At 69.0% G+C, this 22,107-nt stretch carries 25 protein-coding genes and 1 pseudogene; 13 read left to right on the plus strand and 13 right to left on the minus strand.

Annotated elements, in window-relative coordinates; translation table 11 throughout:
- Positions 1-12: 12 nt before the first annotated feature.
- Together O1W71_RS03695 and recO are read right to left on the minus strand one after the other, a co-directional pair.
- Complete coding sequence (locus O1W71_RS03695) at positions 13-816, minus strand: isoprenyl transferase (protein WP_269266559.1); 804 nt, start codon at positions 814-816, stop codon at positions 13-15.
- A gap of 42 nt (positions 817-858) precedes the next feature.
- Positions 859-1,587 (minus strand): DNA repair protein RecO, encoded by a 729-nt coding sequence (gene recO, locus O1W71_RS03700; RefSeq protein WP_269266560.1) that lies wholly within the window; start codon positions 1,585-1,587, stop codon positions 859-861.
- A 36-nt stretch (positions 1,588-1,623) separates the two neighbouring features.
- Between recO and O1W71_RS03705 the strand changes: the two genes are divergently transcribed.
- Positions 1,624-2,310 carry a trimeric intracellular cation channel family protein gene (locus O1W71_RS03705; protein WP_112614082.1) on the plus strand — a complete coding sequence of 229 codons (687 nt, stop codon included), beginning with the start codon at positions 1,624-1,626 and terminating at the stop codon, positions 2,308-2,310.
- A 75-nt stretch (positions 2,311-2,385) separates the two neighbouring features.
- Here the strand turns inward: O1W71_RS03705 and O1W71_RS03710 are convergent, their stop codons facing one another.
- The 3 genes from O1W71_RS03710 to glgA all read right to left on the minus strand — a co-directional run bounded on the left by O1W71_RS03710 (position 2,386) and on the right by glgA (position 4,710).
- Positions 2,386-2,637, minus strand: a complete 252-nt coding sequence (locus O1W71_RS03710) for a type B 50S ribosomal protein L31 (protein ID WP_018186539.1) — start codon at positions 2,635-2,637, stop codon at positions 2,386-2,388.
- Positions 2,638-2,721: 84 nt separating this feature from the next.
- The gene (locus tag O1W71_RS03715) at positions 2,722-3,507 is read right to left on the minus strand and encodes an ABC transporter ATP-binding protein (RefSeq protein ID WP_112614080.1); all 786 of its coding nucleotides are present in this window, start codon (positions 3,505-3,507) and stop codon (positions 2,722-2,724) included.
- Positions 3,508-3,516: 9 nt separating this feature from the next.
- Positions 3,517-4,710 carry a glycogen synthase gene (glgA, locus tag O1W71_RS03720; RefSeq protein WP_112614078.1) on the minus strand — a complete coding sequence of 398 codons (1,194 nt, stop codon included), beginning with the start codon at positions 4,708-4,710 and terminating at the stop codon, positions 3,517-3,519.
- A gap of 47 nt (positions 4,711-4,757) precedes the next feature.
- On the opposite strand from glgA, the gene glgC reads away from it, so the two are divergent.
- The 3 genes and pseudogenes from glgC to O1W71_RS03735 all read left to right on the plus strand — a co-directional run.
- Entirely contained in the window at positions 4,758-6,002 is a 1,245-nt protein-coding gene (gene glgC, locus O1W71_RS03725) for a glucose-1-phosphate adenylyltransferase (protein WP_112614076.1), read from the plus strand.
- A 26-nt stretch (positions 6,003-6,028) separates the two neighbouring features.
- A complete protein-coding gene (gene serB, locus O1W71_RS03730) occupies positions 6,029-6,664 on the plus strand; it encodes a phosphoserine phosphatase SerB (RefSeq protein WP_269266561.1) in 636 nt (211 codons plus the stop codon).
- Positions 6,665-6,706: 42 nt separating this feature from the next.
- Positions 6,707-7,195 (plus strand): annotated as a pseudogene (locus O1W71_RS03735) (alpha/beta fold hydrolase); the annotation flags it as partial.
- Between the two features lie 14 nt (positions 7,196-7,209).
- Here the strand turns inward: O1W71_RS03735 and O1W71_RS03740 are convergent.
- Entirely contained in the window at positions 7,210-7,920 is a 711-nt protein-coding gene (locus O1W71_RS03740) for a beta-ketoacyl-ACP reductase (RefSeq protein ID WP_064956815.1), read from the minus strand.
- A 103-nt stretch (positions 7,921-8,023) separates the two neighbouring features.
- Here O1W71_RS03740 and O1W71_RS03745 point away from each other — a divergent pair, with 103 nt between their 5' ends.
- From O1W71_RS03745 to O1W71_RS03760, 4 genes are read left to right on the plus strand one after another with little or no spacing between them, the layout of a single operon-like run.
- Positions 8,024-8,473: a DUF4190 domain-containing protein gene (locus O1W71_RS03745; protein WP_240309659.1), complete on the plus strand. Its 450-nt coding sequence runs from the start codon at positions 8,024-8,026 to the stop codon at positions 8,471-8,473.
- A gap of 42 nt (positions 8,474-8,515) precedes the next feature.
- The gene (locus O1W71_RS03750) at positions 8,516-8,866 is read left to right on the plus strand and encodes a DUF3099 domain-containing protein (protein WP_114587870.1); all 351 of its coding nucleotides are present in this window, start codon (positions 8,516-8,518) and stop codon (positions 8,864-8,866) included.
- Entirely contained in the window at positions 8,863-9,078 is a 216-nt protein-coding gene (locus O1W71_RS03755) for a hypothetical protein (protein ID WP_269266562.1), read from the plus strand. The genes O1W71_RS03750 and O1W71_RS03755 overlap by 4 nt, the downstream gene beginning before the upstream one ends.
- A complete protein-coding gene (locus tag O1W71_RS03760; protein WP_269266563.1) occupies positions 9,075-10,001 on the plus strand; it encodes an SURF1 family cytochrome oxidase biogenesis protein in 927 nt (308 codons plus the stop codon). Before O1W71_RS03755 ends, O1W71_RS03760 begins: the two co-directional genes overlap by 4 nt.
- A gap of 15 nt (positions 10,002-10,016) precedes the next feature.
- Here O1W71_RS03760 and abc-f read toward each other — a convergent pair whose 3' ends face one another.
- Positions 10,017-11,615, minus strand: a complete 1,599-nt coding sequence (gene abc-f / locus O1W71_RS03765) for a ribosomal protection-like ABC-F family protein (protein ID WP_112614064.1) — start codon at positions 11,613-11,615, stop codon at positions 10,017-10,019.
- Between the two features lie 185 nt (positions 11,616-11,800).
- Between abc-f and O1W71_RS03770 the strand changes: the two genes are divergently transcribed.
- The 5 genes from O1W71_RS03770 to O1W71_RS03790 are packed head-to-tail and all read left to right on the plus strand — an operon-like array spanning position 11,801 to position 16,682.
- Entirely contained in the window at positions 11,801-12,841 is a 1,041-nt protein-coding gene (locus O1W71_RS03770) for an iron-siderophore ABC transporter substrate-binding protein (protein ID WP_114587872.1), read from the plus strand.
- Positions 12,842-12,866: 25 nt separating this feature from the next.
- Positions 12,867-13,919: a FecCD family ABC transporter permease gene (locus tag O1W71_RS03775; protein WP_269266564.1), complete on the plus strand. Its 1,053-nt coding sequence runs from the start codon at positions 12,867-12,869 to the stop codon at positions 13,917-13,919.
- The gene (locus O1W71_RS03780) at positions 13,916-14,962 is read left to right on the plus strand and encodes a FecCD family ABC transporter permease (RefSeq protein ID WP_269266565.1); all 1,047 of its coding nucleotides are present in this window, start codon (positions 13,916-13,918) and stop codon (positions 14,960-14,962) included. Before O1W71_RS03775 ends, O1W71_RS03780 begins: the two co-directional genes overlap by 4 nt.
- On the plus strand, positions 14,959-15,780 hold the full coding sequence (locus O1W71_RS03785) for an ABC transporter ATP-binding protein (protein ID WP_112614056.1): 822 nt from the start codon (positions 14,959-14,961) through the stop codon (positions 15,778-15,780). Before O1W71_RS03780 ends, O1W71_RS03785 begins: the two co-directional genes overlap by 4 nt.
- The gene (locus O1W71_RS03790) at positions 15,777-16,682 is read left to right on the plus strand and encodes a siderophore-interacting protein (protein WP_112614054.1); all 906 of its coding nucleotides are present in this window, start codon (positions 15,777-15,779) and stop codon (positions 16,680-16,682) included. Before O1W71_RS03785 ends, O1W71_RS03790 begins: the two co-directional genes overlap by 4 nt.
- Positions 16,683-16,706: 24 nt before the next feature.
- Here O1W71_RS03790 and O1W71_RS03795 read toward each other — a convergent pair whose 3' ends face one another.
- From O1W71_RS03795 to sufB, 6 genes are all read right to left on the minus strand, one after another.
- Positions 16,707-17,885: a MalY/PatB family protein gene (locus tag O1W71_RS03795; RefSeq protein WP_269266566.1), complete on the minus strand. Its 1,179-nt coding sequence runs from the start codon at positions 17,883-17,885 to the stop codon at positions 16,707-16,709.
- A 109-nt stretch (positions 17,886-17,994) separates the two neighbouring features.
- Positions 17,995-18,324, minus strand: a complete 330-nt coding sequence (locus tag O1W71_RS03800; protein WP_023951434.1) for a metal-sulfur cluster assembly factor — start codon at positions 18,322-18,324, stop codon at positions 17,995-17,997.
- 9 nt (positions 18,325-18,333) lie between these two features.
- Positions 18,334-19,104 (minus strand): Fe-S cluster assembly ATPase SufC, encoded by a 771-nt coding sequence (gene sufC / locus O1W71_RS03805; protein ID WP_112614050.1) that lies wholly within the window; start codon positions 19,102-19,104, stop codon positions 18,334-18,336.
- A 15-nt stretch (positions 19,105-19,119) separates the two neighbouring features.
- The gene (locus O1W71_RS03810; RefSeq protein WP_112614048.1) at positions 19,120-19,449 is read right to left on the minus strand and encodes a non-heme iron oxygenase ferredoxin subunit; all 330 of its coding nucleotides are present in this window, start codon (positions 19,447-19,449) and stop codon (positions 19,120-19,122) included.
- Complete coding sequence (gene sufD / locus O1W71_RS03815) at positions 19,446-20,630, minus strand: Fe-S cluster assembly protein SufD (protein ID WP_269266567.1); 1,185 nt, start codon at positions 20,628-20,630, stop codon at positions 19,446-19,448. Before sufD ends, O1W71_RS03810 begins: the two co-directional genes overlap by 4 nt.
- Position 20,631: 1 nt before the next feature.
- On the minus strand, positions 20,632-22,050 hold the full coding sequence (sufB, locus tag O1W71_RS03820) for a Fe-S cluster assembly protein SufB (protein WP_023951442.1): 1,419 nt from the start codon (positions 22,048-22,050) through the stop codon (positions 20,632-20,634).
- Positions 22,051-22,107 lie beyond the last annotated feature (57 nt).

The following is a 22,107-nucleotide window of genomic DNA, read 5'->3' on the forward strand; positions in this document are numbered from 1 at the left end:
CCCGCTCGCGCATTACGCGGTGGGAGCGTCGACAGCGCCGCCGAACCGGCGGTCGCGCGAGAGATACAGCTGAATCGCACCCCACAGGTCCGCACGAGAGAAGTCGGGCCAGAGCGTGTCGAGGAACACCATCTCGGCGTAGGCCGCCTCCCACAGGAGGAAGTTCGAGGTCCGCTGCTCTCCACTCGAACGGATGAACAGGTCGACGTCGGGCATGTCGGGCACATAGAGGTGCCGGCGCAGGGCCTTCTCCGTGATGGCGGAGGGCTTCATCCGCCCCGCGGCGATCTGCTCCCCCATCGCCCGCATCGCATCGATGATCTCGTGCCGGCCGCCGTAGTTGACGCACATCGTGAGCGTGAGGACGTCGTTGTCGCGGGTGAGCTGCTCGGCGTACTGCAACTCGGAGATGACCGAGCCCCACAGGCGCGGCTTGCGCCCGGCCCACCGCACACGCACGCCCCACTCGTTGAGCTGATCACGACGACGGTGGAGGACGTCACGGTTGTAGCCCATGAGGAAGCGCACCTCATCAGGCGACCGCGACCAGTTCTCGGTCGAGAACGCGTAGACGCTCAGGTGCTTGACGCCGGCCTGGACGGCGCCGGCGACGACGTCGAGCAGCACCTCTTCGCCCGCGCGGTGCCCCTCGATGCGGGTGAGTCCGCGGCGGTTGGCCCATCGTCCGTTGCCGTCCATGACGATCGCGACGTGGTTCGGGACGCCGCCTCGCGGGAACGCCGGCGGGTACACCCCGGTCCAGTCGAGGGGGCGATAGGGAACCGCGTCGCGGTGCGTGTACGGCTTGGGACTCATCGGTTCGAGCCTAGGCGTTCGAGCTGCCCGCCATCACCGTGGTCAGCGCGCCGCGCCGATGTGTCCGAGTGACCGGATGCCGCGCTCGAGATGCCACTGGGCATACGCGGCGATCAGCCCCGATGCCGCGTTCGCGGTGCCGGGGCTGCCGCCGTCGACCGTTTCCCATTCGCCGGCGATGAGGGCGCGGAGCCGGGCGCCGGTCTCCGGTGCGATGCGGGCCGATCCCGCCGGAGCGCAGGCATCGCAGACCGAGCCCCCGAGGGGCGCGACGAACCCGTCGTGCGGCCCGGTACGACCGCAGCGGGCACAGGCGTCGAGCGAGGGCGCCCACCCCGAGAGCGCCATGGCGCGAAGGAGGTAGGAGTCGAGCACAGCGCGACTGTCGTGCTCGCCACGCGCGAGCGCGCGGAGGCCGCCCACGAGCAGCAGGTACTGCTGCGGCGTCGTCTCGGCCTCGTTCAGACGGTCGGCGGCTTCGACCATCGCCGACGCCGAGGTGTACCGGTCGTAGTCGGTCGCGATGTCGGCCCCGTACGACCCGAGCGACTCGGCCTGCTGCACGATGTCGAGCGACCGTCCCTTGTACATCTGCACGTCGGCGACCATGAACGGCTCGAGGCGCGCCCCGAAGCGCGACGACGTGCGACGTACTCCCTTGGCGACGCCACGGAGCTTGCCGTGCCGACGGCTGAGCATCGTGACGATGCGATCCGCTTCACCCAGCTTGTGGGTGCGGAGGATCACGACCTCGTCGCGGTAGGTGGGCACCCTCCAATTATCGCGCCGACCGACGACAATGGTTCCGTGACGCAGTCTCAGTTCGTGATCCCGCTCTGGGCGGATCTGACCGCTGTCGGCCTCGGCGGGGTGCAGGGCGCTCTGTTCGCCTCGGGGTTCGTGGGCAAGCAGCGGCTCGACCCTCTCGGCGTGGTCATCATCGGGATCCTGATCGGGATGGGCGGCGGCCTCATCCGCGATCTGCTCCTCGGCGTCCAGCCGGTCACGCTGCAGAGCAACTGGTACCTCATCACCGCTACCTCGGCAGCCCTCGTGGGAATGCTCCTGTCGAACGTCTTCCGACGGCTGAACGCCGTCATCATCGGCCTCGACGCCGTCGTCATCGGCTTGTTCGGCGCATTCGGAACCAGCAAGGCCCTCGTGCTGGGACTTCCGATCGTCCCGGCGATCTTCATCGGCTCGTGCGCGGCGGTCGGCGGCAGCATGTTGCGCGACGTCATCCTCGGGCTTCCCGTCGCCATCATGCACGTCGGCTCCCTCTACGCCGTCGCGGCAGCGGTGGGGTGTGCGGTGCTCGCCGGCGCATCGGCGCTCGGAGCCCCGATCGTGGCGGCGGCCATCGTCGGCATCGCTGTGACCACCGTCATCCGTCTGCTCGCCGTCGTGTTCGACATCTCCCTGCCCGAGCAACGCGCCCTGCACCGCCGCAAGGTCGCCGCCGAGACGGCGTCGATCCCGATCGTCAAGCCGTGATCGCGTGAGCGGGCACAGCACACCGCCGAGAACGACGAAGGCCCCGCCGAAGCGGGGCCTTGATCGAAGAACGACTTACTTGGAGCCGAAGTTCTTGAAGCGCTGGTTGAACTTCTCGACGCGACCGGCCGAGTCCATGATGCGCTGCTTGCCCGTGTAGAACGGGTGCGAGGCGGACGAGATCTCGACGTCGATGACGGGGTAGGTCTCACCGTCCAGCTCGATCGTCTTGTCGCTCGAGACCGTCGAACGGGTCAGGAAGGTCTCGCCGGAGCCCAGGTCGCGGAACACGACGGCGCGGTACTCGGGGTGGATGTCAGTCTTCATGGGATTCCTTACGTGGTGCCCTGGATTTTGCCAGGGCGAGGGAAATCTGCGATGCGTCTGCACCAAAGAGCGATCTTACCAGGTTCAGGATGCCGCCCGAGCCGCGTAGCGACCGCCCTCCTCGGTGAGCGTGATGGAGAGCCCGAACGTCTCGGTGAGGTTCTCCGCGGTGAGCGTCTCGGCCAGCGGACCGGCAGCGACCACTCCACCCTCGCGAAGGAGGAGCACGTGCGTGAACCCGACCGGGATCTCCTCGACGTGGTGAGTCACCATGATCATCGCGGGCGTGGTCGGGGCCTGGGCATAACCGCCCAGGAGAGCGAGCAGCTCCTCGCGAGCGCCGAGGTCGAGGCTCGCCGTCGGCTCGTCCAGAAGCAGGAGCTCGGGGTCGGTCATGACGGCGCGGGCGATCTGGACGCGCTTCTGCTCACCGTCCGAGAGGGTGCCGAAGGTGCGCTCGGCCAGACCGTCGAGCTTCCATTCTGCGAGCACCCGCATGGCGCGCCGCTCATCGATGTCCTCGTAGTCCTCGCGCCAGCGCCCGGTCACCGCGTAGGCGGCGGTGAGGACCACGTCGAGTACGGTCTCCTCAGCCGGGATGCGGCGGGCCATCGCCGACGAGGCGAACCCGATGCGCGGGCGGAGCTCGAACACGTCGGTGCGCCCCAGGCGCTCGCCCAGGATCTCGACGGTCCCCGAGGTGGGGTGGAGCAGGCTCGCCGCCAGCTGGAGCACTGTCGTCTTGCCCGCGCCGTTGGGGCCGAGCACCACCCAGCGCTGATCATCGGAAACCGACCAGTCGACCCGGTCGATGATGTTCCGGGCGTTTCGGCGGACGACGACGTCGGAGAACTCCAGGACCTGCGGCATGGGTTCAGCCTAGCGGCCGAGCCCCGCCACTCTCGCGTACAACGCGGCGGTCTCGTCCGCGATCGCGGCCCAGCTGAACGAGTCGGCGGCACGCTCGCGGCCCGCGGCGCCGTAGCTTCGCGCCGTCTCGGGATCCGAGACGACCTCGGTCAAGGTGGCCGCCAGATCGGCGACGAACCTGTCGGGATCGAGCGGCGTCCCGGTGCCGTCGTCCGACTGCTCGATGGGAACGAGGCGCCCGGTCACGCCGTCGACGACGACCTCCGGGATGCCGCCGGTCGCAGTACCGACGACGGCGGCGCCGCACGCCATCGCCTCGAGGTTGACGATGCCGAGCGGCTCGTAGACCGACGGGCAGACGAACGTCGTCGCGGCGGTGAGGATCGCACAGAGCTCGTCGCGCTGAAGGAACTCCTCGATCCAGACGACACCCGAGCGCTCGGCCTGCAGCTCGCGCACGAGCCCCTGCACCTCGGCCATGATCTCGGCCGTGTCGGGCGCGCCCGCGCAGAGGACGACCTGGACGTCGGCGGGCAGGAGACGAGCCGCGCGCAGGAAGTAGGGCAGCCCCTTCTGCCGCGTGATGCGGCCGACGAAGACCACCGAGGGGCGTGCGGGATCGATGCCGTGGCGCTCGAGGACCGCGGGATCGTGGACGGGGCGCCACGACTCGACGTCGATGCCGTTGTAGATCACCGAGACCTTCTCGGGATCGAGATCCGGATAGCTGCGCAGGATGTCGCGGCGCATGCCGTCGCTCACGGCGATGATCGCGGCCGCGTTCTCGTATGCCGTCTTCTCGATGTAGCTCGACACGGCGTAGCCGCCGCCGAGCTGCTCGGCCTTCCAGGGACGCAGCGGCTCGAGCGAGTGCGCTGTGACGACGTGCGGGATGCCGTGCAGGAGCGAGGCGAGGTGACCCGCGAAGTTGGCGTACCAGGTGTGGCTGTGCACGACGTCCGCGCCGGCGACATCCCCCACGATCTCGAGGTCGGTGCCGAGCGTCTGCAGCGCGCCGTTCGCGTCGAGGAGTCCGACCGGGGTGGCATAGGACGTGGTGTCGGGCTCCTCCCGGTCGGCCCCGAAGGCGCGCACCTGCACCTCCATCGACGCGCGCAGGGCGCGGACGAGCTCGGTGACGTGCACCCCCGCTCCCCCATAGATCGCGGGAGGATACTCCTTCGAGACGATGTCTACACGCATGTCTCGAACGCTAGTACAGGAGCGTTCGGCGGGCCTAGTGTGGTGCCATGCCAGCAGCGCCCAAGGTCTTCGGAATCGTTCTCGCCGGCGGCGAGGGAAAGCGCCTGATGCCGTTGACGGCAGACCGCGCCAAGCCCGCCGTCCCGTTCGGCGGCCAGTACCGCCTGATCGATTTCGCGATCTCGAACCTGATCAACTCGGGCCTGCGCCAGGTCGTCGTGCTGACCCAGTACAAGTCGCACAGCCTCGACCGCCACGTGTCGCAGACGTGGCGCATGTCGGCCCTGCTGGACTCCTATGTGGCTTCCGTTCCCGCACAGCAGCGTCTCGGAAAGCGGTGGTTCTCCGGCTCGGCCGACGCGATCCTCCAGTCCCTGAACCTCATCAACGATGAGAAGCCCGACATCGTCGTCGTGATCGGCGCCGACCACGTGTACCGCATGGACTTCCGTCAGATGCTCGACGCGCACATCGCCTCCGGCGCCCGCGCGACAGTCGCCGGCATCCGCCAGCCCATCGGGCTCGCCAACCAGTTCGGGGTCATCGACGTCGACCCCGCTGACGAGACCCGCATCCGGGAGTTCCTCGAGAAGCCGCAGAGCCCCGCCGGGCTGCCCGACTCGCCGCACGAGGTGCTGGCCTCGATGGGCAACTACATCTTCGACACCGACGCCCTCATCGAGGCGGTCGAGGCCGACGGCGAGCTGCCGACGTCGAACCACGACATGGGCGGCGACATCATCCCCTACTTCGTGAACCGAGGCGAGGCGGCCGTCTACGACTTCAAGCGGAACGACGTGCCCGGCTCGACCCCGCGGGATCGCAACTACTGGCGCGACGTCGGCACCATCGAGTCGTTCTTCGACGCCCACATGGACCTCATCTCGACGCTGCCGATCTTCAACCTGTACAACACCGACTGGCAGATCCACTCCCAAGCCGTCAACTCGCCGCCGGCGAAGTTCGTCCGCGACAGCGTGGGACGCATGGGCAATGCGATCGACTCGATCGTCTCGCTCGGCTCCGTGCTGTCGGGGACCCATCTCGAGCGCAGCGTCGTCGGCCCGTGGACACTCTCCGGGGGCGGCGCGACCATCACCGACTCGGTGCTGTTCGACTACGTCAGCGTCGGCGCGGGGGCGCGTGTGCACCGGGCGATCCTCGACAAGAACGTCGTGCTCGAAGACGGTGCCACGGTGGGCGTCGACCGTGAGCGCGACCTCGCCCGCGGTTTCACGGTGACCGACACCGGCATCACCGTCGTCGGCAAGAACGCGCGCGTCGAGCGCTGACACGCGTTCCCGCTAGCGTGGTGGTCATGCCCCACGCGCGTTTCCTCGTCGTCTTCGATGCCGACTCGACCCTCCTGCGCAACGAGGTCATCGAGCTCATCGCCGACGAAGCAGGACGCGGCGCGGAGGTCGCCGCCGCGACGGAGGCGGCGATGCGCGGGGAGGTCGACTTCGCGTCGAGCCTGCGCTCACGCGTCGCACAGCTCGCGGGGGTGCCGCTCACGGCCTTCGACCGGGTGCGGTCGCGCGTCGAGCCGACGCGGGGCGCGGCTGAGCTCATCGCCGCCATCCACGAGCGCGGCGGCGCTGCCGCTGTCGTCTCCGGGGGCTTCCACGAGGTGCTCGATCACATCGCTCCCGGGCTGGGGGTCGACCTGTGGCGCGCCAATCGGCTCGGCACCGACGGCGCAACGCTGGACGGCACGGTCGCGGGCGCCATCGTCGACGCGGAGGCCAAGGCAGCGTCCCTGCGCGAATGGGCGGATGGTCACGAGGTCCCTCTCACCCGGACGATCGCCATCGGCGACGGGGCGAACGACCTGCGGATGATGGCCGCTGCCGGCCTCGGCGTCGCGTTCAACGCCAAGCCCGCGGTGCGCCGCCAGGCGGACGTCGTGGTTGGCCCGGTCGACCTGCGAGAGGTCATTCCGCTCCTCCCCTGAGACGAGGCTGTCGCGTGTCCGGGCCGAGCGCTACGGTCGGTCGCTCTCGTGGGGCACAGCGGTGGCGGGAACGTCGCGTGGGCGGCCGCTGACCGGCGCCCCGATCGCATCGCGCGGGTCGTCTTCGTCGACACTCTTCCGCCCGCGCCCGGTGCCGAGATCTCGGCGTTCCCGGTCGTCGACGGCGTCGTGCCGTTCCCCGGTTGGGAGTTCTTCGACGAGCCGGATGTCACCGACCTCGACGACGGCACGCGTGCCCGGTGGGCGGCTCGCACACACCGGGTTCCGGCCGCAGTGCCGACCGACGCCGTCGAGCTGCGCGACGCCCGCCGACACGGCATCCCGGTGACTGTCCTGTCGGGCTCGGCCGACGAACCAGGAGTCCGCGAGACGCTGACGGCGTGGCTGCCCTTCCTCGCGGAGTTCGACGCTCTCGACGACGTCACGGTCGTCGAGCTCGGTTCAGGTCACTGGCCGCAGTTCTCGCAGCCCGACCGCCTCGGGCGCGAGATCGTCGCCGCGCTCATGTGACGCTCGACGGCGCGTCAGTGCCCCATTCCGAGGCCGCCGTCGACCGGGATGACAGCGCCGGAGATGTACGCCGCGTCATCCGAGGCGAGCCAGGCCACAGCCCCGGCCACCTCGGCAGACGAGCCGTAACGACCCGCCGGAATGCTGCGCTTGTACTCGGCCTGTGTTTCCTCGGGAAGAGCCGCCGTCATGTCGGTCTCGATGAACCCCGGCGCGACGACGTTCGCGGTGATGCCGCGCGCGCCGAGCTCTCGGGTGAGCGAACGGGCGAAGCCGACGAGCGCGGCCTTCGACGAGGAGTAGTTGATCTGCCCCGCCGAACCGAACAGCCCGACGACGCTCGAGATGAGGATGACGCGGCCCCACTTCGCCCGCAGCATGCCCTTCGAGGCGCGCTTGACGACACGGAAGGCGCCACCGAGGTTCGTCGCGACGACGGAGTCGAAGTCGTCCTCCGTCATACGCAGCAGAAGCGTGTCCTTCGTGATCCCGGCGTTCGCGACCACGACCTCCACGGGACCGAGTTCACTCTCCACCTGGGTGAACGCTGCGTCGATGGATGCCGCATCCGTCACGTCGGCACGAACCGTCAGCGCACCCTCGGGGCCTTCGCCCGACCGTGCCGTCACAGCGACACGGTGACCGTCGGCGATGAAGCGCTCCGCGATCGCGCGGCCGATGCCGCGGTTTCCTCCGGTGACGAGAACGACTCGGGACGTGGACATGCGACTCTCCTGTGTCTGCGGCGGGAACCCCGCAAGCCTAGCGGGCGCGTGCGCGAGGCTGACGACCGATAAGCTGGCGGCCCGACGTCGACGAGGAGCAGATGTGAGCGACCAGCCCCAGCCGCAGCAGCCGTACCCCGCGCCCGGACAGCCCGCCTCCGGCGCGCCGGTCCCGCCCCCGGCGCCGCCGTACGCCACCCCGCCCCAGCAGCAGGCGTACCAGCCGGCGGGGTATCCGCCCCCGGCGTACGGCCACGGCGGTTACCAGCCGCAGAAGACGAACACGCTCGCGATCGTGTCGATGATCGCCTCGATCGTGGGCTTCATCTGGTTGCTCCCGGTCATCGGGTCCGTCGCCGGTGTGATCATGGGCCACATCTCGCTGTCGCAGATCAAGCGGACCAACGAGAACGGGCGAGGAATGGCGTTGGCCGGCCTCATCGTCGGCTATGCGGGCCTCGCTCTCGCGATCGTCGGCATCATCATCGTCGCGTCGTTCATCGGCTGGGCCATCGAGCAGGACAGCTACACCAGTTACTCGTCGAGCTTCTGAGCCCGGCCGCACCACTCACCGCGGGCGTATCCTTGATGCACCGTGAAGCATCAGACCGCCACACCGTCGGCGACCTCGCTCCCGCGAGCCCCGCACGACGACTCGAACCGTCGCATGACGAAGTACTTCATCATGATGGCGGTGCGCGTGGTGTGCTTCGTCCTCATGGTCGTCATCGCCCCCTACGGCTGGCACACGGCCGCCCTCGCGGTCGGTGCGATCTTCCTCCCCTACTTCGCGGTGGTCATCGCGAACGTCGGCGACGACGTGCGCGAACCCGCGGCCGTCTCACCCCTCGCGGCCCTGCCCGAGCGCCCGGAAGAGTCGCCGAGCAAGCCGCAGGAACCCGCGAAGCCGACCGTGATCGAGATCCGGGAGTCGCGGCCGGAGTGAACGACATCGAGTGCTCCCGCGCCGGATGCCGCGCGTCGGCACGGTGGCGGGTCATCTGGCGCAATCCTCGCATCCATACCGCCGACCGGCGGAAGATCTGGGTGGCCTGCGACGACCACGTCGCATACCTGAGAGAGTTCGTCGCCGCACGCGACTTCCCCGTGAGCGTGGAGCCTCTCGTCGTCGACAGCAGCGAAGCAGGTGGGTCGTGAGAGGCAAGACCGCTGTGCGCTGGACGGGCTATGTCGCCGTCGCCGTGGCTTTCGCGATCGCCTGCGCCTATCTGTCGAACTGGCAGTTCACGCGCAACGAAGAGCGCGGCGCTCAGCTCGAGCTCGTCGAGCGGAACTACGACGCCGACCCCGCGCCGCTGTCCGACATCCTGCCGTCAGGCGCGGAGCTCGACCCGGCGGACGAGTGGCACCCCGTGGAGCTGATCGGCCAGTACCGCGCCGACGATCAGGTGCTTGTTCGCAACCGCCCGCACGGGGGCACATCGGCCTTCGAGGTCCTCGTCCCGTTCCAGACGACGGACGGTCGCATCTTCGTCGTCGATCGCGGCTGGGTGCCGCCGGCGTCGGACAGCCCCGTGCCGGACGCGATAGCCGCACCGCCCGCGGGCACGGTGACGGTGGTGGCCCGGCTGAAGCCCGCCGAAGCCGCGCCCACGTCGGGGCGCTCGGCACCCGACGGCCAGGTCCCGACGATCAACGTCGACCTCGTCGCCGACGAAGCGGGCCTCGCCGGCGATGTCGTGACGTCGGCGTACGGGCTCCTCGTCTCCGAGGACCCCGCCCCCGCCGACAGCCTCGGAGCCATGCCGAGCCCGTCCGAGGATCCGGGACCGCACCTGTCGTATGCGATTCAGTGGATCCTGTTCGCGATCATGGGCTTCGTCTTCATCTGGTACATGATCCGCACCGAGCGCCGTCACCGGCGTGAAGACGAAGAGGATGCCGCAGCCGCCGCCGCGCTGGCCGCCCCGGTCTCCGAGGAATCACCCGCGCCTGCCGTCACGGCATCCGGTCCGCACAAGTCATCGGTCGTCCCGCCCAGCCTGCGTCGCCGTCGCGACACCAAGCGCGACCGCGACATGGAGGACGAGGACGCGATCCTCGACTCGTCGCGCAGCTGATCGCGCTCCGGGCCGTTAGGCCAGGGTGATGAGCTCGAGGTAGTCGCGTCCCCAGATGTCCTCGACGCCGTCGGGCAGGATCAGCACTCGCTCGGGGTTGAGGGCCTCCACCGCGCCCTCGTCGTGCGACACCAGCACGACAGCGCCCTCGTAGTGCGCGAGCGCACCGAGGATCTCGTCGCGTGAGGCGGGGTCGAGGTTGTTCGTCGGCTCGTCGAGCAACAGCATGTTGGCCGACGAGACGACGAGGGTCGCGAGCGAGAGCCGTGTCTTCTCTCCGCCGGAGAGCACACCCGCCGGCTTGAGCACGTCGTCTCCGGTGAACAGGAACGACCCGAGCACCTTGCGCGCCTCGGTCTCGGTGATGTCCGGCGCGGCGGACATCATGTTCTGCAGCACGGACCGCGCCACATCGAGGTTCTCGTGCTCCTGCGCGTAGTAGCCGATACGAAGCCCATGCCCCGGCTCCAGCACTCCGGTATCGGGCTGATCGACGCCCGCGAGGATGCGCAGCAGCGTCGTCTTGCCGGCACCGTTGAGCCCCAGCACGACCACCTTCGAGCCGCGATCGATCGCGAGATCGACGTCGGTGAAGATCTCGAGCGACCCGTAGGACTTGGACAGCCCTGACGCCATCAGCGGGGTCTTACCGCACGGGGCGGGCTTGGGGAAGCGCAGCTTTGCGACGCGGTCCTCCTGGCGCACCTCGTCGAGACCGGAGAGCAGCTTCTCAGCGCGTGCCACCATCTGGTGCGCCGCGGCAGCCTTGCTCGCCTTCGCACCGAACCGGGCGGCCTGCTGCTGCAGCGCGGTGGCCTTCTTCTCGGCGTTCGCGCGCTCCTTCTTGCGGCGCTCCTCGTCGGCCACCCGCTGGCGCAGGTAGTTCTTCCAGTTCATGTTGTAGACGTCGATGACCTGGCGCATGGCGTCGAGGTAGAAGACGCGGTTGACGGTCTCGCCGACCAGCTCGACATCGTGGCTGATGACGATCAGTCCGCCCTTGTATCCCTTGAGGAACTCGCGCAGCCAGACCACGCTGTCTGCGTCGAGGTGGTTCGTGGGCTCGTCGAGGATCATCGTCTGCGCGTCCGAGAACAGGATGCGGGCGAGTTCGATGCGTCGCCGCTGCCCACCGGACAGGGTCTTCAGCGGCTGGTCGAGGATCCGATCCGGCAGCGACAGGTTGTGGGCGATGGATGCCGCTTCGGCCTCGGCTGCATAGCCGCCGAGCGCCTCGAAACGCTCCATGAGGTTGCCGTACCGGCGCATGGCTTTTCCCGCCACGGCTTCGTCTTCGGAACCCATCTCGAGCGACGCGCTCTGCATCTCCACCGCGATCGTGCCGAGGCCGCGCGCGTCGAGGATGCGCGTGCGTGCGAGCATCTCCGGGTCACCCGATCGGGGGTCCTGCGGGAGGTAGCCGAGCTCGCCCGAACGTTCGACCTTGCCGTCACTCGGCAAGAGGTCACCGGCGAGCACCTTGGTGAGAGTGGTCTTGCCCGCGCCGTTGCGCCCGACGAGTCCGATCTTGTCGCCGTCGGAGACGCGGAAGGACACGTCCGCCATCAGCGTGCGCGCGCCCACGCGGATTTCGAGGTCGTGCACGGCGAGCACAGCGAACGTCCAATCGTCAGGAACAGGGAGGTCGGCCGAACGGCCAGCCTCTCATCCTACTCCGTGTCTGCGCTCCCGCTCCGCGGGTCCCCTGACCTTCAGGGCGACTGCAGCGGATTGGCGGGATTGGCATGGCGGACGTAAAGTAAGCCTGCCCTTACTCACCTCTCCTCTTGGAGGCCCCTGTGCCCCGCATCCGCACAGCCGCCGCAGCCCTGATCGCAGCCACGCTGCTCCTCGCCGGCTGCGGTTCGACCGCCGCTCCCGACTCGGCACCCGCCGCCTCCGGTGACGCATCGTCCGACGCCTTCCCCGTCACAATCGACCACGCGTTCGGTCAGACCACGATCGAGAGCAAGCCGACGCGCGTTGCGACCGTCTCATGGGGAAACCAGGAGGCCGCGCTCGCCCTGGGCGTCGTCCCGGTCGGCATGCCCGCCGTCACCTGGGGCGACGATGACGGCGACGGGATCCTCCCCTGGGTGGAGGACAAGCTCGACGAGCTCGGCGGCGAGACTCCCGTGCTCTTCGACGAGGCCGAGGGCATCGACTTCGAAGCCGTCGCGGACACGCAGCCCGACGTCATCCTCGCGGCCTACTCGGGTCTGACGCAGGACGACTACGACACCCTGACCAAGATCGCGCCGGTCGTCGCGTACCCCGACATCGCGTGGGGCACCAGCTGGCAGGAGCTCACCGTCATGAACGGTACGGCGCTCGGTCTCAAGGACGAGGCGGAGGCGCTCGTCGACGAGCTCACGGCGCACCTGGACGAGCTGACGGGCGCCTACCCCGACATCGCCGGCAAGACGACGCTCTTCAGCTCCTTCGACGCGACCGACCTCAGCCAGATCGGCTTCTACTCGACCGCTGACCCGCGGCCCCTCTTCCTCGAAGACCTGGGGCTCACGCCGGCCGCGACCGTTACGGAGCAGTCCCAGGGCACCGACCAGTTCTGGATCACCAACAGCACGGAGGAGATCGAGCGGTTCTCCGACCTCCAGGTGCTCGTGACCTACGGCGACGATTCCACGCTGGCCGCCATGCAGGCCGATCCGCTGCTGTCGCGGATCCCCGCCGTCGCCTCGGGAGCCGTGGTCGTGCTGCCCGCGGCGAACGACCCGCTCGCCGCGGCGGCCAACCCCAGCCCCCTCTCGATCACCGACCCTCTGACGTCGACGTACGTCGACATGATCGGCGCGGCGGCCGCGAAGGCGACCTCGTGACCGTAGTCGATCCTCGTCGGATGCCGTGAGCGTCACGACCGTGACGACGGCCCCCGCCGCCGTGAGCGCGCCCCCGCGGCGCCGCTCCCGGCGGCGGCGGGTCGTCTGGCTCATCGTTCTCGCTCTGCTCGTCCTCGCGGCCGGCATCGTCTCGGTGACCTTCGGAACGCGAGCGGTCACTTTCGACGACATCGTCGCCGGGCTCAGCGGAAGCGTCGAGAGCACCTCCGCGGCCGCGGTCACCAAGCGTGTTCCACGCACCGTGCTCGCTCTCGTCGTCGGAGCCGCCCTCGCCGTATCGGGCGCCGTGATGCAGGGAGTCACGCGCAACCCCCTCGCCGACCCGCAGATTCTCGGCATCAACGGCGGTGCGTCGCTCGCGGTCGTCATCGGGCTCGCGTTCTTCGGCGTCACCGGCGCGTTCGGCTACATCTGGCTCGCGATGCTCGGCGCGGCGATCGCGGCGGTCTTCGTCTACACGATCGGCTCGCTGGGCCGGGGCGGCGCGAGCCCCCTCAAGCTCGCCCTCGCCGGAGCCGCCACAGCAGTCGCCTTCAGCTCCCTGATCAGCGCCATCCTCCTCCCCCGCATCGACGTCATGAGTGTCTTCCGGTTCTGGCAGATCGGCGGCGTCGGCGGTGCCACCGTCGAGAAGATCCTGCTCGTGCTCCCCTTCCTCGCCGTCGGCATGGTGATCTGTCTCGCGGCCAGTGCCGCGCTCAACTCCCTCGCGCTCGGCGACGAGCTCGCCGCGGGCCTGGGCGAGCGTGTGCGCACCGTACGTCTGATCGCCGCGCTCGGCGCCGTCATCCTGTGCGGCGCGGCGACCGCCGTCGCCGGCCCCATCGGCTTCGTCGGGCTGATCGTGCCCCACATCTGTCGCCTGCTCGTCGGTCCGGACCATCGGTGGCTCCTGCCCGTCTCAGCTCTCGTCGGCGGGGGCCTTCTGATCGTCGCCGACGTCGTCGGCCGTGTGATCGCCCGGCCTCAGGAAGTCGAGGTCGGGATCGTGACCGCGCTCATCGGCGCTCCTTTCTTCATCGCGATCGTCCGCCGACAGAAGATGCGCGCGCTGTGACCGCCGCCGCTCCCCGCACGACGGTCGACATCGTCGTCTCCGGCCGCGCCCGCCGCGCCTGGCGCCGACGCATCGTCCTCGGCTCCCTGCTGACGGCCGTCGTGGTCATGTACGCGGTCTCGCTCATGGTCGGTCAGACCTTCTACACTCCCGCCGAGGTGTGGGGCGTCATCACCGGCCAGACCGTCCCCGGCGCTTCGTTCACCGTCGGCGAGCTGCGACTGCCCCGAGCCACCGTCGCCCTCCTCACCGGCCTGTGCTTCGGCATGGGCGGCGCGGTGTTCCAGACGATGCTGCGCAATCCGCTCGCCAGCCCCGACATCATCGGCGTCAACGCGGGTGCGAGCGCGGCCGCCGTCGTCGGCATCGTCTTCCTCTCGCTCAGCGAGACCGGCATCTCCCTGCTCGCCACCGTCGCCGCCCTCGTGACGGCGCTGATGATCTACCTGCTCGCTTTCAAGGACGGCGGGGCCGGGGCTCGCTTCATCCTCATCGGAATCGGCGTCGCGGCGATCTTCAACAGCGTCGTGTCCTACGTGCTCTCGCGCGCGGCGGAGTGGGACCTGCAGGCGGCGATGCGGTGGATCACGGGCAACCTCAACGGCGCCTCCTGGGACCAGGCCATCCCCCTGGCCCTCACGATGATCGTGGTCGTCCCGGCCCTGCTCTGGCTGACCCGCGATCTCGAACTCATGCGACTCGGCGACGACACCGCGGCAGCACTCGGCGTTCCCGTCGAACGCCGTCGCGTCCTGCTGATCATCGCCGCGGTTGCGCTCCTGGCCTTCGCGACCGCCGCCGCCGGCCCGATCTCGTTCGTCGCATTCCTCTCCGGCCCGATCGCCGCACGGATGCTCGGGCCCGTCGGCTCCCCCGTCTTGGCCGCCGGACTCTTCGGGTCGCTGCTCGTCCTCGTCGCCGATCTCACGGCGCAGTACCTGCTCGGAATCCGTCTGCCCGTCGGAGTCGTCACCGGGGTGCTGGGCGCCCCCTATCTCATCTTCCTGCTTATCCGCAGCAGCCGCTCAGGAGGCTCACTATGACCGCGGACCGCTCACTCGAAGCACGCGGCGTGCGCCTCGGCTACGGCGACCGCATCATCGTCGACGAGCTCGACCTCGTCGTACCCGGGGGCCGCGTCACCGCGATCGTCGGCGCCAACGCGTGCGGCAAGTCGACGCTGCTGAAGTCGATGGCACGCCTGCTCACCCCCCGCACCGGCAGTGTGCTGCTCGACGGCAAAGACATCCACCGGCTGCCCACGAAACAGGTGGCCCGCGATCTCGGTCTGCTGCCGCAGTCGCCGATCGCGCCGGAAGGCATCTCGGTCTCCGACCTCGTGAGCCGCGGACGAACCCCGCACCACGGGCCCCTGGCGCGGTGGACGCGCACGGACGACGAGGCAGTGGCCCAGGCCCTCGACGCCACCGACACCGCCGCCATCGCCGATCGCTCCGTCGACGAGCTGTCGGGCGGCCAGCGTCAGCGCGTCTGGATAGCGATGGCGCTGGCGCAGCAGACCGATGTGCTCCTGCTCGACGAGCCCACGACGTTCCTCGATGTGAGCCACCAGATCGACGTCCTGGACCTTCTCACCGACCTCAACCGCAGCCGCGGGACGACGATCGTGATGGTCCTGCACGACCTGAACCTCGCGGCGCGGTACGCCGACCACCTCGTCGCCATGGCCGGCGGACGCCTCTACGGTGCCGGAGATCCCACCGAGGTCTTGACGGCCGAGACCGTGCGCGCGGTCTTCGGGCTCGACAGTCGCGTCATCCCCGACCCGCTCACGGGGCGGCCGCTCGTGCTGCCGATCGGCCGTCATCACGTGCCTGCAGAGCTGATTGGAAAACCATGACTCGTCCCGCACTCGACTTCTTCCGCGTATCCGTCGCGGCGATCACCGACCTGACCCCCAGCTTCCGCCGGTTCACCTTCCGCGGCGAAGACCTGGCCGAGTACGGTGATCCGGGCTTCGACCAGCGGGTGAAGATCCTCTTCCCCACAGACACCGCGTCGATCGACACGATGCCCACGGGCCCGGACTGGTACGAGGGGTGGCGCGCCCTCTCCCCCGACGCCCGCCCCGTGATGCGGACGTACACGACGCGCGCCGTCCGCCCCACCGTGCAAGAAGTCGACATCGACATGGTCGCCCACGACGTCCTCGGGCCGGCGTCGGCATGGATCGCGAACGCACGCGTCGGCGACGAAGTGCTCATCCTGGCGCCGACGACCACGCACGTCGGAGTGAGCTACGGGATCGATTTCGTTCCGCCGGCCGATACCGACGCGATCCTGCTCGCCGGCGACGAGACAGCAGCGCCTGCGATCGCGACGATCCTGGAGCAGTTGCCGCTCGACGCTCGCGGCACCGTGGTGCTCGAGGTCCCCACGGTGGCTGATATCGACTACCTCCCCCACCACCCCGGGTTCGAGCGTCACATCGCCGCGCGCAGTGATGACGGCGAACGTCACGCGCATCTGATCCCGGCGGTGGAAGACACCGCTGCGCGCCTCGCCCCCGCGGGCATCGGCGCCGAGGTGGAGGAGATCGACATCGACGCCGACATCCTGTGGGAGGTGCCGCGTACGGCGAAGGGCGGCGCCGCCCTGAAACGCGCGCCGCTGTACGCCTGGCTCGCGGGAGAGGCATCCGCGATCAAGACGCTGCGACGCCACCTGGTCGGCACCGTCGGGGTCGACCGCCGAGCCGTCGCCTTCATGGGCTACTGGCGTCTCGGGCGCTCCGAGAACTGACGACGCGCGTGCGGCGCCACCGATTCAGCCGCGGGTGAGCACCGTCTGACGCGCGAACGCACCGACACGGCTGACGGCGTCTCGCAGTACCTCGGGCCCGCAGCCGAAGTTCAGGCGCACGTGCCCGGTGCCCTCCGTACCGAAGAACGGGCCGTGGTGGAGCGCGACACGGGAACCTTCTCGGATCGGGTCGGCTGGATCGTCGCCCCAGCCGTACGCCGACACGTCGATCCACGCGAGGAATCCCGCGTCGGGGATGCGAAAGCGGGCCAGCGGAAGGTGCTCGGTCAGCAGCTCGCCCAACAGCCGCCGGTTGACATCCAGGCGCGCGAGCAGGCCGTCGAGCCAGGCATCGGATTCCGGCGAGAAGGCGGCGATCGCTGCGAGCGCGCCGAAGAGCCCCGTGCGCCACTCCACCTCCCAGGGCAGTCCCCGAACGACGTCAGCGTTCGTCTCGGATGCCGTCACGAGCACGGCGCATTTCAGTCCAGCGAGGTTGTAGGCCTTCGACGCGCTCGTAACCGCGAAGCCGACGGCGGCGGCTTCCGGCGATGCTGTGAGGAACGGGGTGAAGACGACGTCGGCTGCCGCAAGGGGACCGTGGATCTCGTCGCTGATCACGACGGCGCCGTACCGGTGCGCGAGGATCGCGAGCGCACGGAGCGATTCCAGCGAGTGCACGGTTCCCGTGGGGTTGTGCGGATTGCAGAGCAGAACGGCCCGCGCGCCCCCGGCGAGGGCTCGTTCGATGCCGTCGAGGTCGAGCTCCCAGGCCGTGCCGGTGTCGACGAGGGGCACCTCTTCGACGATGGCGCCCGCCTCGGCCACCGTGTCGAAGAACGGCGGATACACCGGAGGGTTGACGACGACGCGATCGCCCGGCGAGACCGTGGCGCGCAGCAGCTCGACGACGCCCATCATGACGTCCCCGGTCCAGCGGACCCGGCTCGGGTCCACCGTCCATCCCCATCGCCGCTGGGCGAACCCGACGAACGCCTCCGCGACACCGGGCTGCGGAGGCGTATAACCGGTGTCACCGATCTCCACCGCGTCGCGCAGAGCCTGCGTGATGGGCTCCGCGAGCGCGAAATCGGTCTCCGCGACGAACATCGGGATGACGTCGTGCGGGTACGATCGCCATTTCGTGCTCGACCGTCGCCGCAGCGTCTCGAGCGGGAGGGCGTCGAGGGGCTGGATGCTCATTCGGCGAGCCTAGTCGCGGGTCCGGGCGCGCCGCCGGCAGGTGTCGCCGCATGACGGAAGCCCCCGTCTCCGCCGTCCGGCGGCCACGGGGGCTTGTCTGCGGAAGTCGTCAGATCGCGAAACCGAGGGCGCGCATCATGTCGCGGCCATCGTCCGTGATGCGCTCGGGGCCCCACGGCGGCATCCACACCCAGTTGATGCGGAAACGGTCCACGACGTTGTCAAGAGCCTGAGCCGTCTGCTCCTCCAGCACGTCCGTCAGCGGGCAGCCCGCCGAGGTCAGCGTCATGTGGATGATGAGAGCGTCGTTCTCGTCGTCCCACGCGAGGTCGTAGATGAGGCCCAGGTCGACGACATTGATCCCCAGCTCGGGATCCATGACGTCCTTGAGAGCCTCGGTGACCTCGTCGTACTTCTCGGGCGCGAGTGTTGCGGTCATGTAACGATCTTACGCGTCGACGGGGGTGTCGGCGTCGAGGAAGCGGTCGTAGCCCTCTTCCTCGAGTCGGTCGGCGAGCTCGGGGCCGCCCTCCTCGACGATCCGTCCCTTGACCATGACGTGGACGAACTGCGGCTGGATGTAGCGCAGGATGCGGGTGTAGTGCGTGATCAGCAGCACGCCCAGGTCGGTGTCGGCCTTCGCGCGGTTCACACCTTCCGAGACGATCTTGAGCGCGTCGACGTCGAGGCCGGAGTCGGTCTCATCGAGCACCGCGATCTTCGGCTTGAGCAGCTCGAGCTGGAGGATCTCGTGGCGCTTCTTCTCGCCGCCCGAGAACCCTTCGTTGACGTTGCGCTGCGCGAACTTCGGGTCCATGCGCAGGTTGGCCATCGCCTGCTTGACATCCTTGGTCCACGAGCGGATCGCCGGAGCCTCGCCCGCGACGGCCGTCTTGGCCGTGCGGAGGAAGTTGGTGACCGTGATGCCGGGCACCTCGACCGGGTACTGCATCGCGAGGAAGAGGCCCGCGCGGGCGCGCTCGTCGACGGACATCTCGAGGACGTCCTCGCCGTCGAGCGAGATCGAGCCGCCGGTCACGGTGTACTTGGGGTGTCCGGCGATCGCGTAGGCGAGCGTCGACTTTCCGGAGCCGTTGGGCCCCATGATCGCGTGGGTCTCGCCCGTGCGCACCGTGAGGGTGACACCGTTGAGGATCGGGGTGGCCCCCGCCTCGGTCTCGACCGTCACGTGCAGGTCGCGGATCTCGAGAACAGACATGTCGGGTTCCTTACTTCACTTCACATCGCGGGTCACGGCGGGGTCGATGAGGATGTCATCCCCGTCGATCGTGACCTCGTAAACGGGGACCGGCTCGTAGGCCGGAAGATTCAGGGGCTGGCCGGTGCGCAGCGAGAATGCCGAGCCGTGCGCCCAGCACTCCAGCGTGTCGCCCTCCACGAAGCCCTCGGCGAGCGAGATGTCGCCGTGGGTGCAGGTGTCGCCGATCGCGTGCACCTCGCCGTTGGCGTCGAGGACGACGGCCATGGGGACCTTGTCGATGACGACGCGCACCGCCGTGTCCTGCTCCAGCTCGCTGAGCTTCAGGACCTTCTGCGCGGTCACGCGCCGGCTCCGGCTGCGAGCTCGGCCTCGATGGCCTGCAGCAGCTCGTCCGCAAGCTCGTCCACACCCATCTTCTGGACGATCTCGGCGAGGAATCCGAGCACGACCAGGCGGCGCGCCTCGGCCTCGGGGATGCCGCGCGCCTGCAGGTAGAACAGCTGCTGGTCGTCGAACCGGCCGGTCGCGCTCGCGTGACCCGCGCCCTGGATGTCGCCGGTCTCGATCTCGAGGTTCGGGATCGAGTCGGCACGCGCGCCATCGGTGAGGACGAGGTTGCGGTTCGCCTCGTAGGAGTCGGTGCCCACGGCGTCGGGGCCGATCAGCACGTCGCCGATCCAGACGCTGTGAGCACTCTCGCCCTGCAGCGCACCCTTGTACAGGACGTCGCCGACGGTCTGGGGGCCCTTGTGGTGGAGGTACACCTGGCTCTCGAGGTGCTGGCCGGAGTCGGCGAACGACAGACCGTACATCCGCCCCTCGGCCCCGGAGCCGGCGAGTTCGAGCGACGGGTTCACGCGGACCACCGCGCCACCGAGGCTCACCACGACGTGGGTGAGCGAGGCGTCGCGGTCGACGCGGGCCTGGTGCGCCGCGGCGTGGACAGCGTCGTCGTCCCAGCGCTGCAGCGACACGACCGTGAGGGCCGAGCCGTCGCGAGCGATGATCTCGACGTTCTGCGCGTGGGCGGCGGTCCCCTCGTGGCGAAGGATGACGGTGCCCCGCGCGTTCGGCATGGCTTCGATCACGACGTGCGCGTGGGCCAGGCCGCCGTTGCCGCGGAGGCTGACCACGACCGGCTCATTCAGCTCGACGCCTGCGGGGATCCGCAGCAGCGGCGCCTCGGCCTCTTGCGACCACGCGATGGCGCTCGGCAGGTCCTCGGGACGGAAGACCTCGCCGCGGGGCGCATCGCCGACGCGAAGCCGGGCCTGCTCGACCTCGGCCGGCGCGGTCACCTCGACCGAGACGACGCCGGTCGGGCCGGCCTCGTCGACCAGCAGCGGGGCCAACCGGTCGATGGGGGTGTGCTTCCAGTTGACCTCGCGGCCCGTCGGGGCGCCGAAATCGGCCGGGTCGTACGACGACGGCCGCTCGGAACGCGTCTGGACGGGCACGAATGCCGCTGCAGGGTCGATGTGGCCCTTCTCGCCGGTGGCGGGGGCCTGGGTGACGCTGGTCATATCAGCCGACGCTGCCTTCCATGCCCATCTCGATGAGCTTGTTGAGTTCGAGGGCGTATTCCATCGGGAGCTCGCGCGCGATCGGCTCGATGAAGCCGCGCACGATCATGGCCATCGCCTCGTCCTCGGGCATACCGCGGCTCATGAGGTAGAACAGCTGCTCCTCGGACACCTTCGACACGGTGGCCTCGTGCCCGAGCTGGACGTCGTCGACGCGGATGTCGATCGCGGGGTACGTGTCGGACCGCGAGATGGTGTCGACGAGCAGGGCGTCGCAGCGCACGGTGTTGGCCGAGTGATGCGCGTTCGCGTCGACCCGGACCTCTCCGCGGTAGCCGGCTCGGCCGCCGCCGCGCGCGATCGACTTCGAGACGATCGACGACTGGGTGTAGGGCGCCATGTGGATCATCTTGGCGCCGGCGTCCTGATGCTGACCGGGACCGGCGAAGGCGACCGACAGGGTCTCGCCCTTCGCGTGCTCGCCCATGAGGTAGATCGACGGGTACTTCATCGTCACCTTGGAGCCGATGTTGCCGTCGACCCACTCCATCGTCGCGCCTTCGTGGGCGACGGCGCGCTTGGTGACGAGGTTGTACACGTTGTTCGACCAGTTCTGGATCGTCGTGTAGCGAACGCGGGCGTTCTTCTTCACGATGATCTCCACGACCGCCGAATGCAGCGAGTCGCTCTTGTAGATCGGCGCGGTGCATCCCTCGATGTAGTGGACGTAGCTGTCCTCATCGGCGATGATCAGCGTCCGCTCGAACTGCCCCATGTTCTCGGTGTTGATCCGGAAGTAGGCCTGCAGCGGGATCTCGACGTGGACGCCCTTGGGGACGTAGACGAACGAGCCGCCCGACCACACGGCGGTGTTCAGGGCAGCGAACTTGTTGTCGCCTGCGGGGATGACGGTGCCGAAGTACTCCTCGAAGAACTCCGGGTGCTCCCGCAGGGCCGTGTCGGTGTCCATGAAGATGACGCCCTGCGCCTCGAGGTCCTCGCGGATCTGGTGGTAGACGACCTCGGACTCGTACTGGGCGGCGACGCCGGCGACGAGACGCTGCCGCTCGGCCTCGGGGATGCCGAGCTTCTCGTACGTCTCGCGGATCTCCTCGGGGAGGTCCTCCCACGACTGCGCCTGCTTCTCGGTCGAGCGCACGAAGTACTTGATGTTGTCGAAGTCGATGTCGCTGAGGTCGGCACCCCACGTGGGCATCGGCTTGCGGCCGAACAGCTGATAGCCCTTCAGACGCGTCTTCAGCATCCACTCCGGCTCGTTCTTGAGGGCCGAGATCCCGCGGACCACGTCCTCGTTGATGCCGCGTTGCGCGACAGCGCCCGCGGCATCCGTGTCGTGCCAGCCGAACTCGTACACCCCCAGGCCTTCGAGTTCCGGTCGGTCGATCAGCACATCCGACATGACTTTCCTCCTCTTCGCACCGCAACGGTGTCATCCGTCCCGGCATTCCCGACTCCG

Origin of the sequence: Microbacterium sp. H37-C3 (genome assembly GCF_027157935.1) — a bacterium.
In the GTDB taxonomy this organism is placed as follows: Bacteria; Actinomycetota; Actinomycetes; order Actinomycetales; family Microbacteriaceae; genus Microbacterium; species Microbacterium plantarum.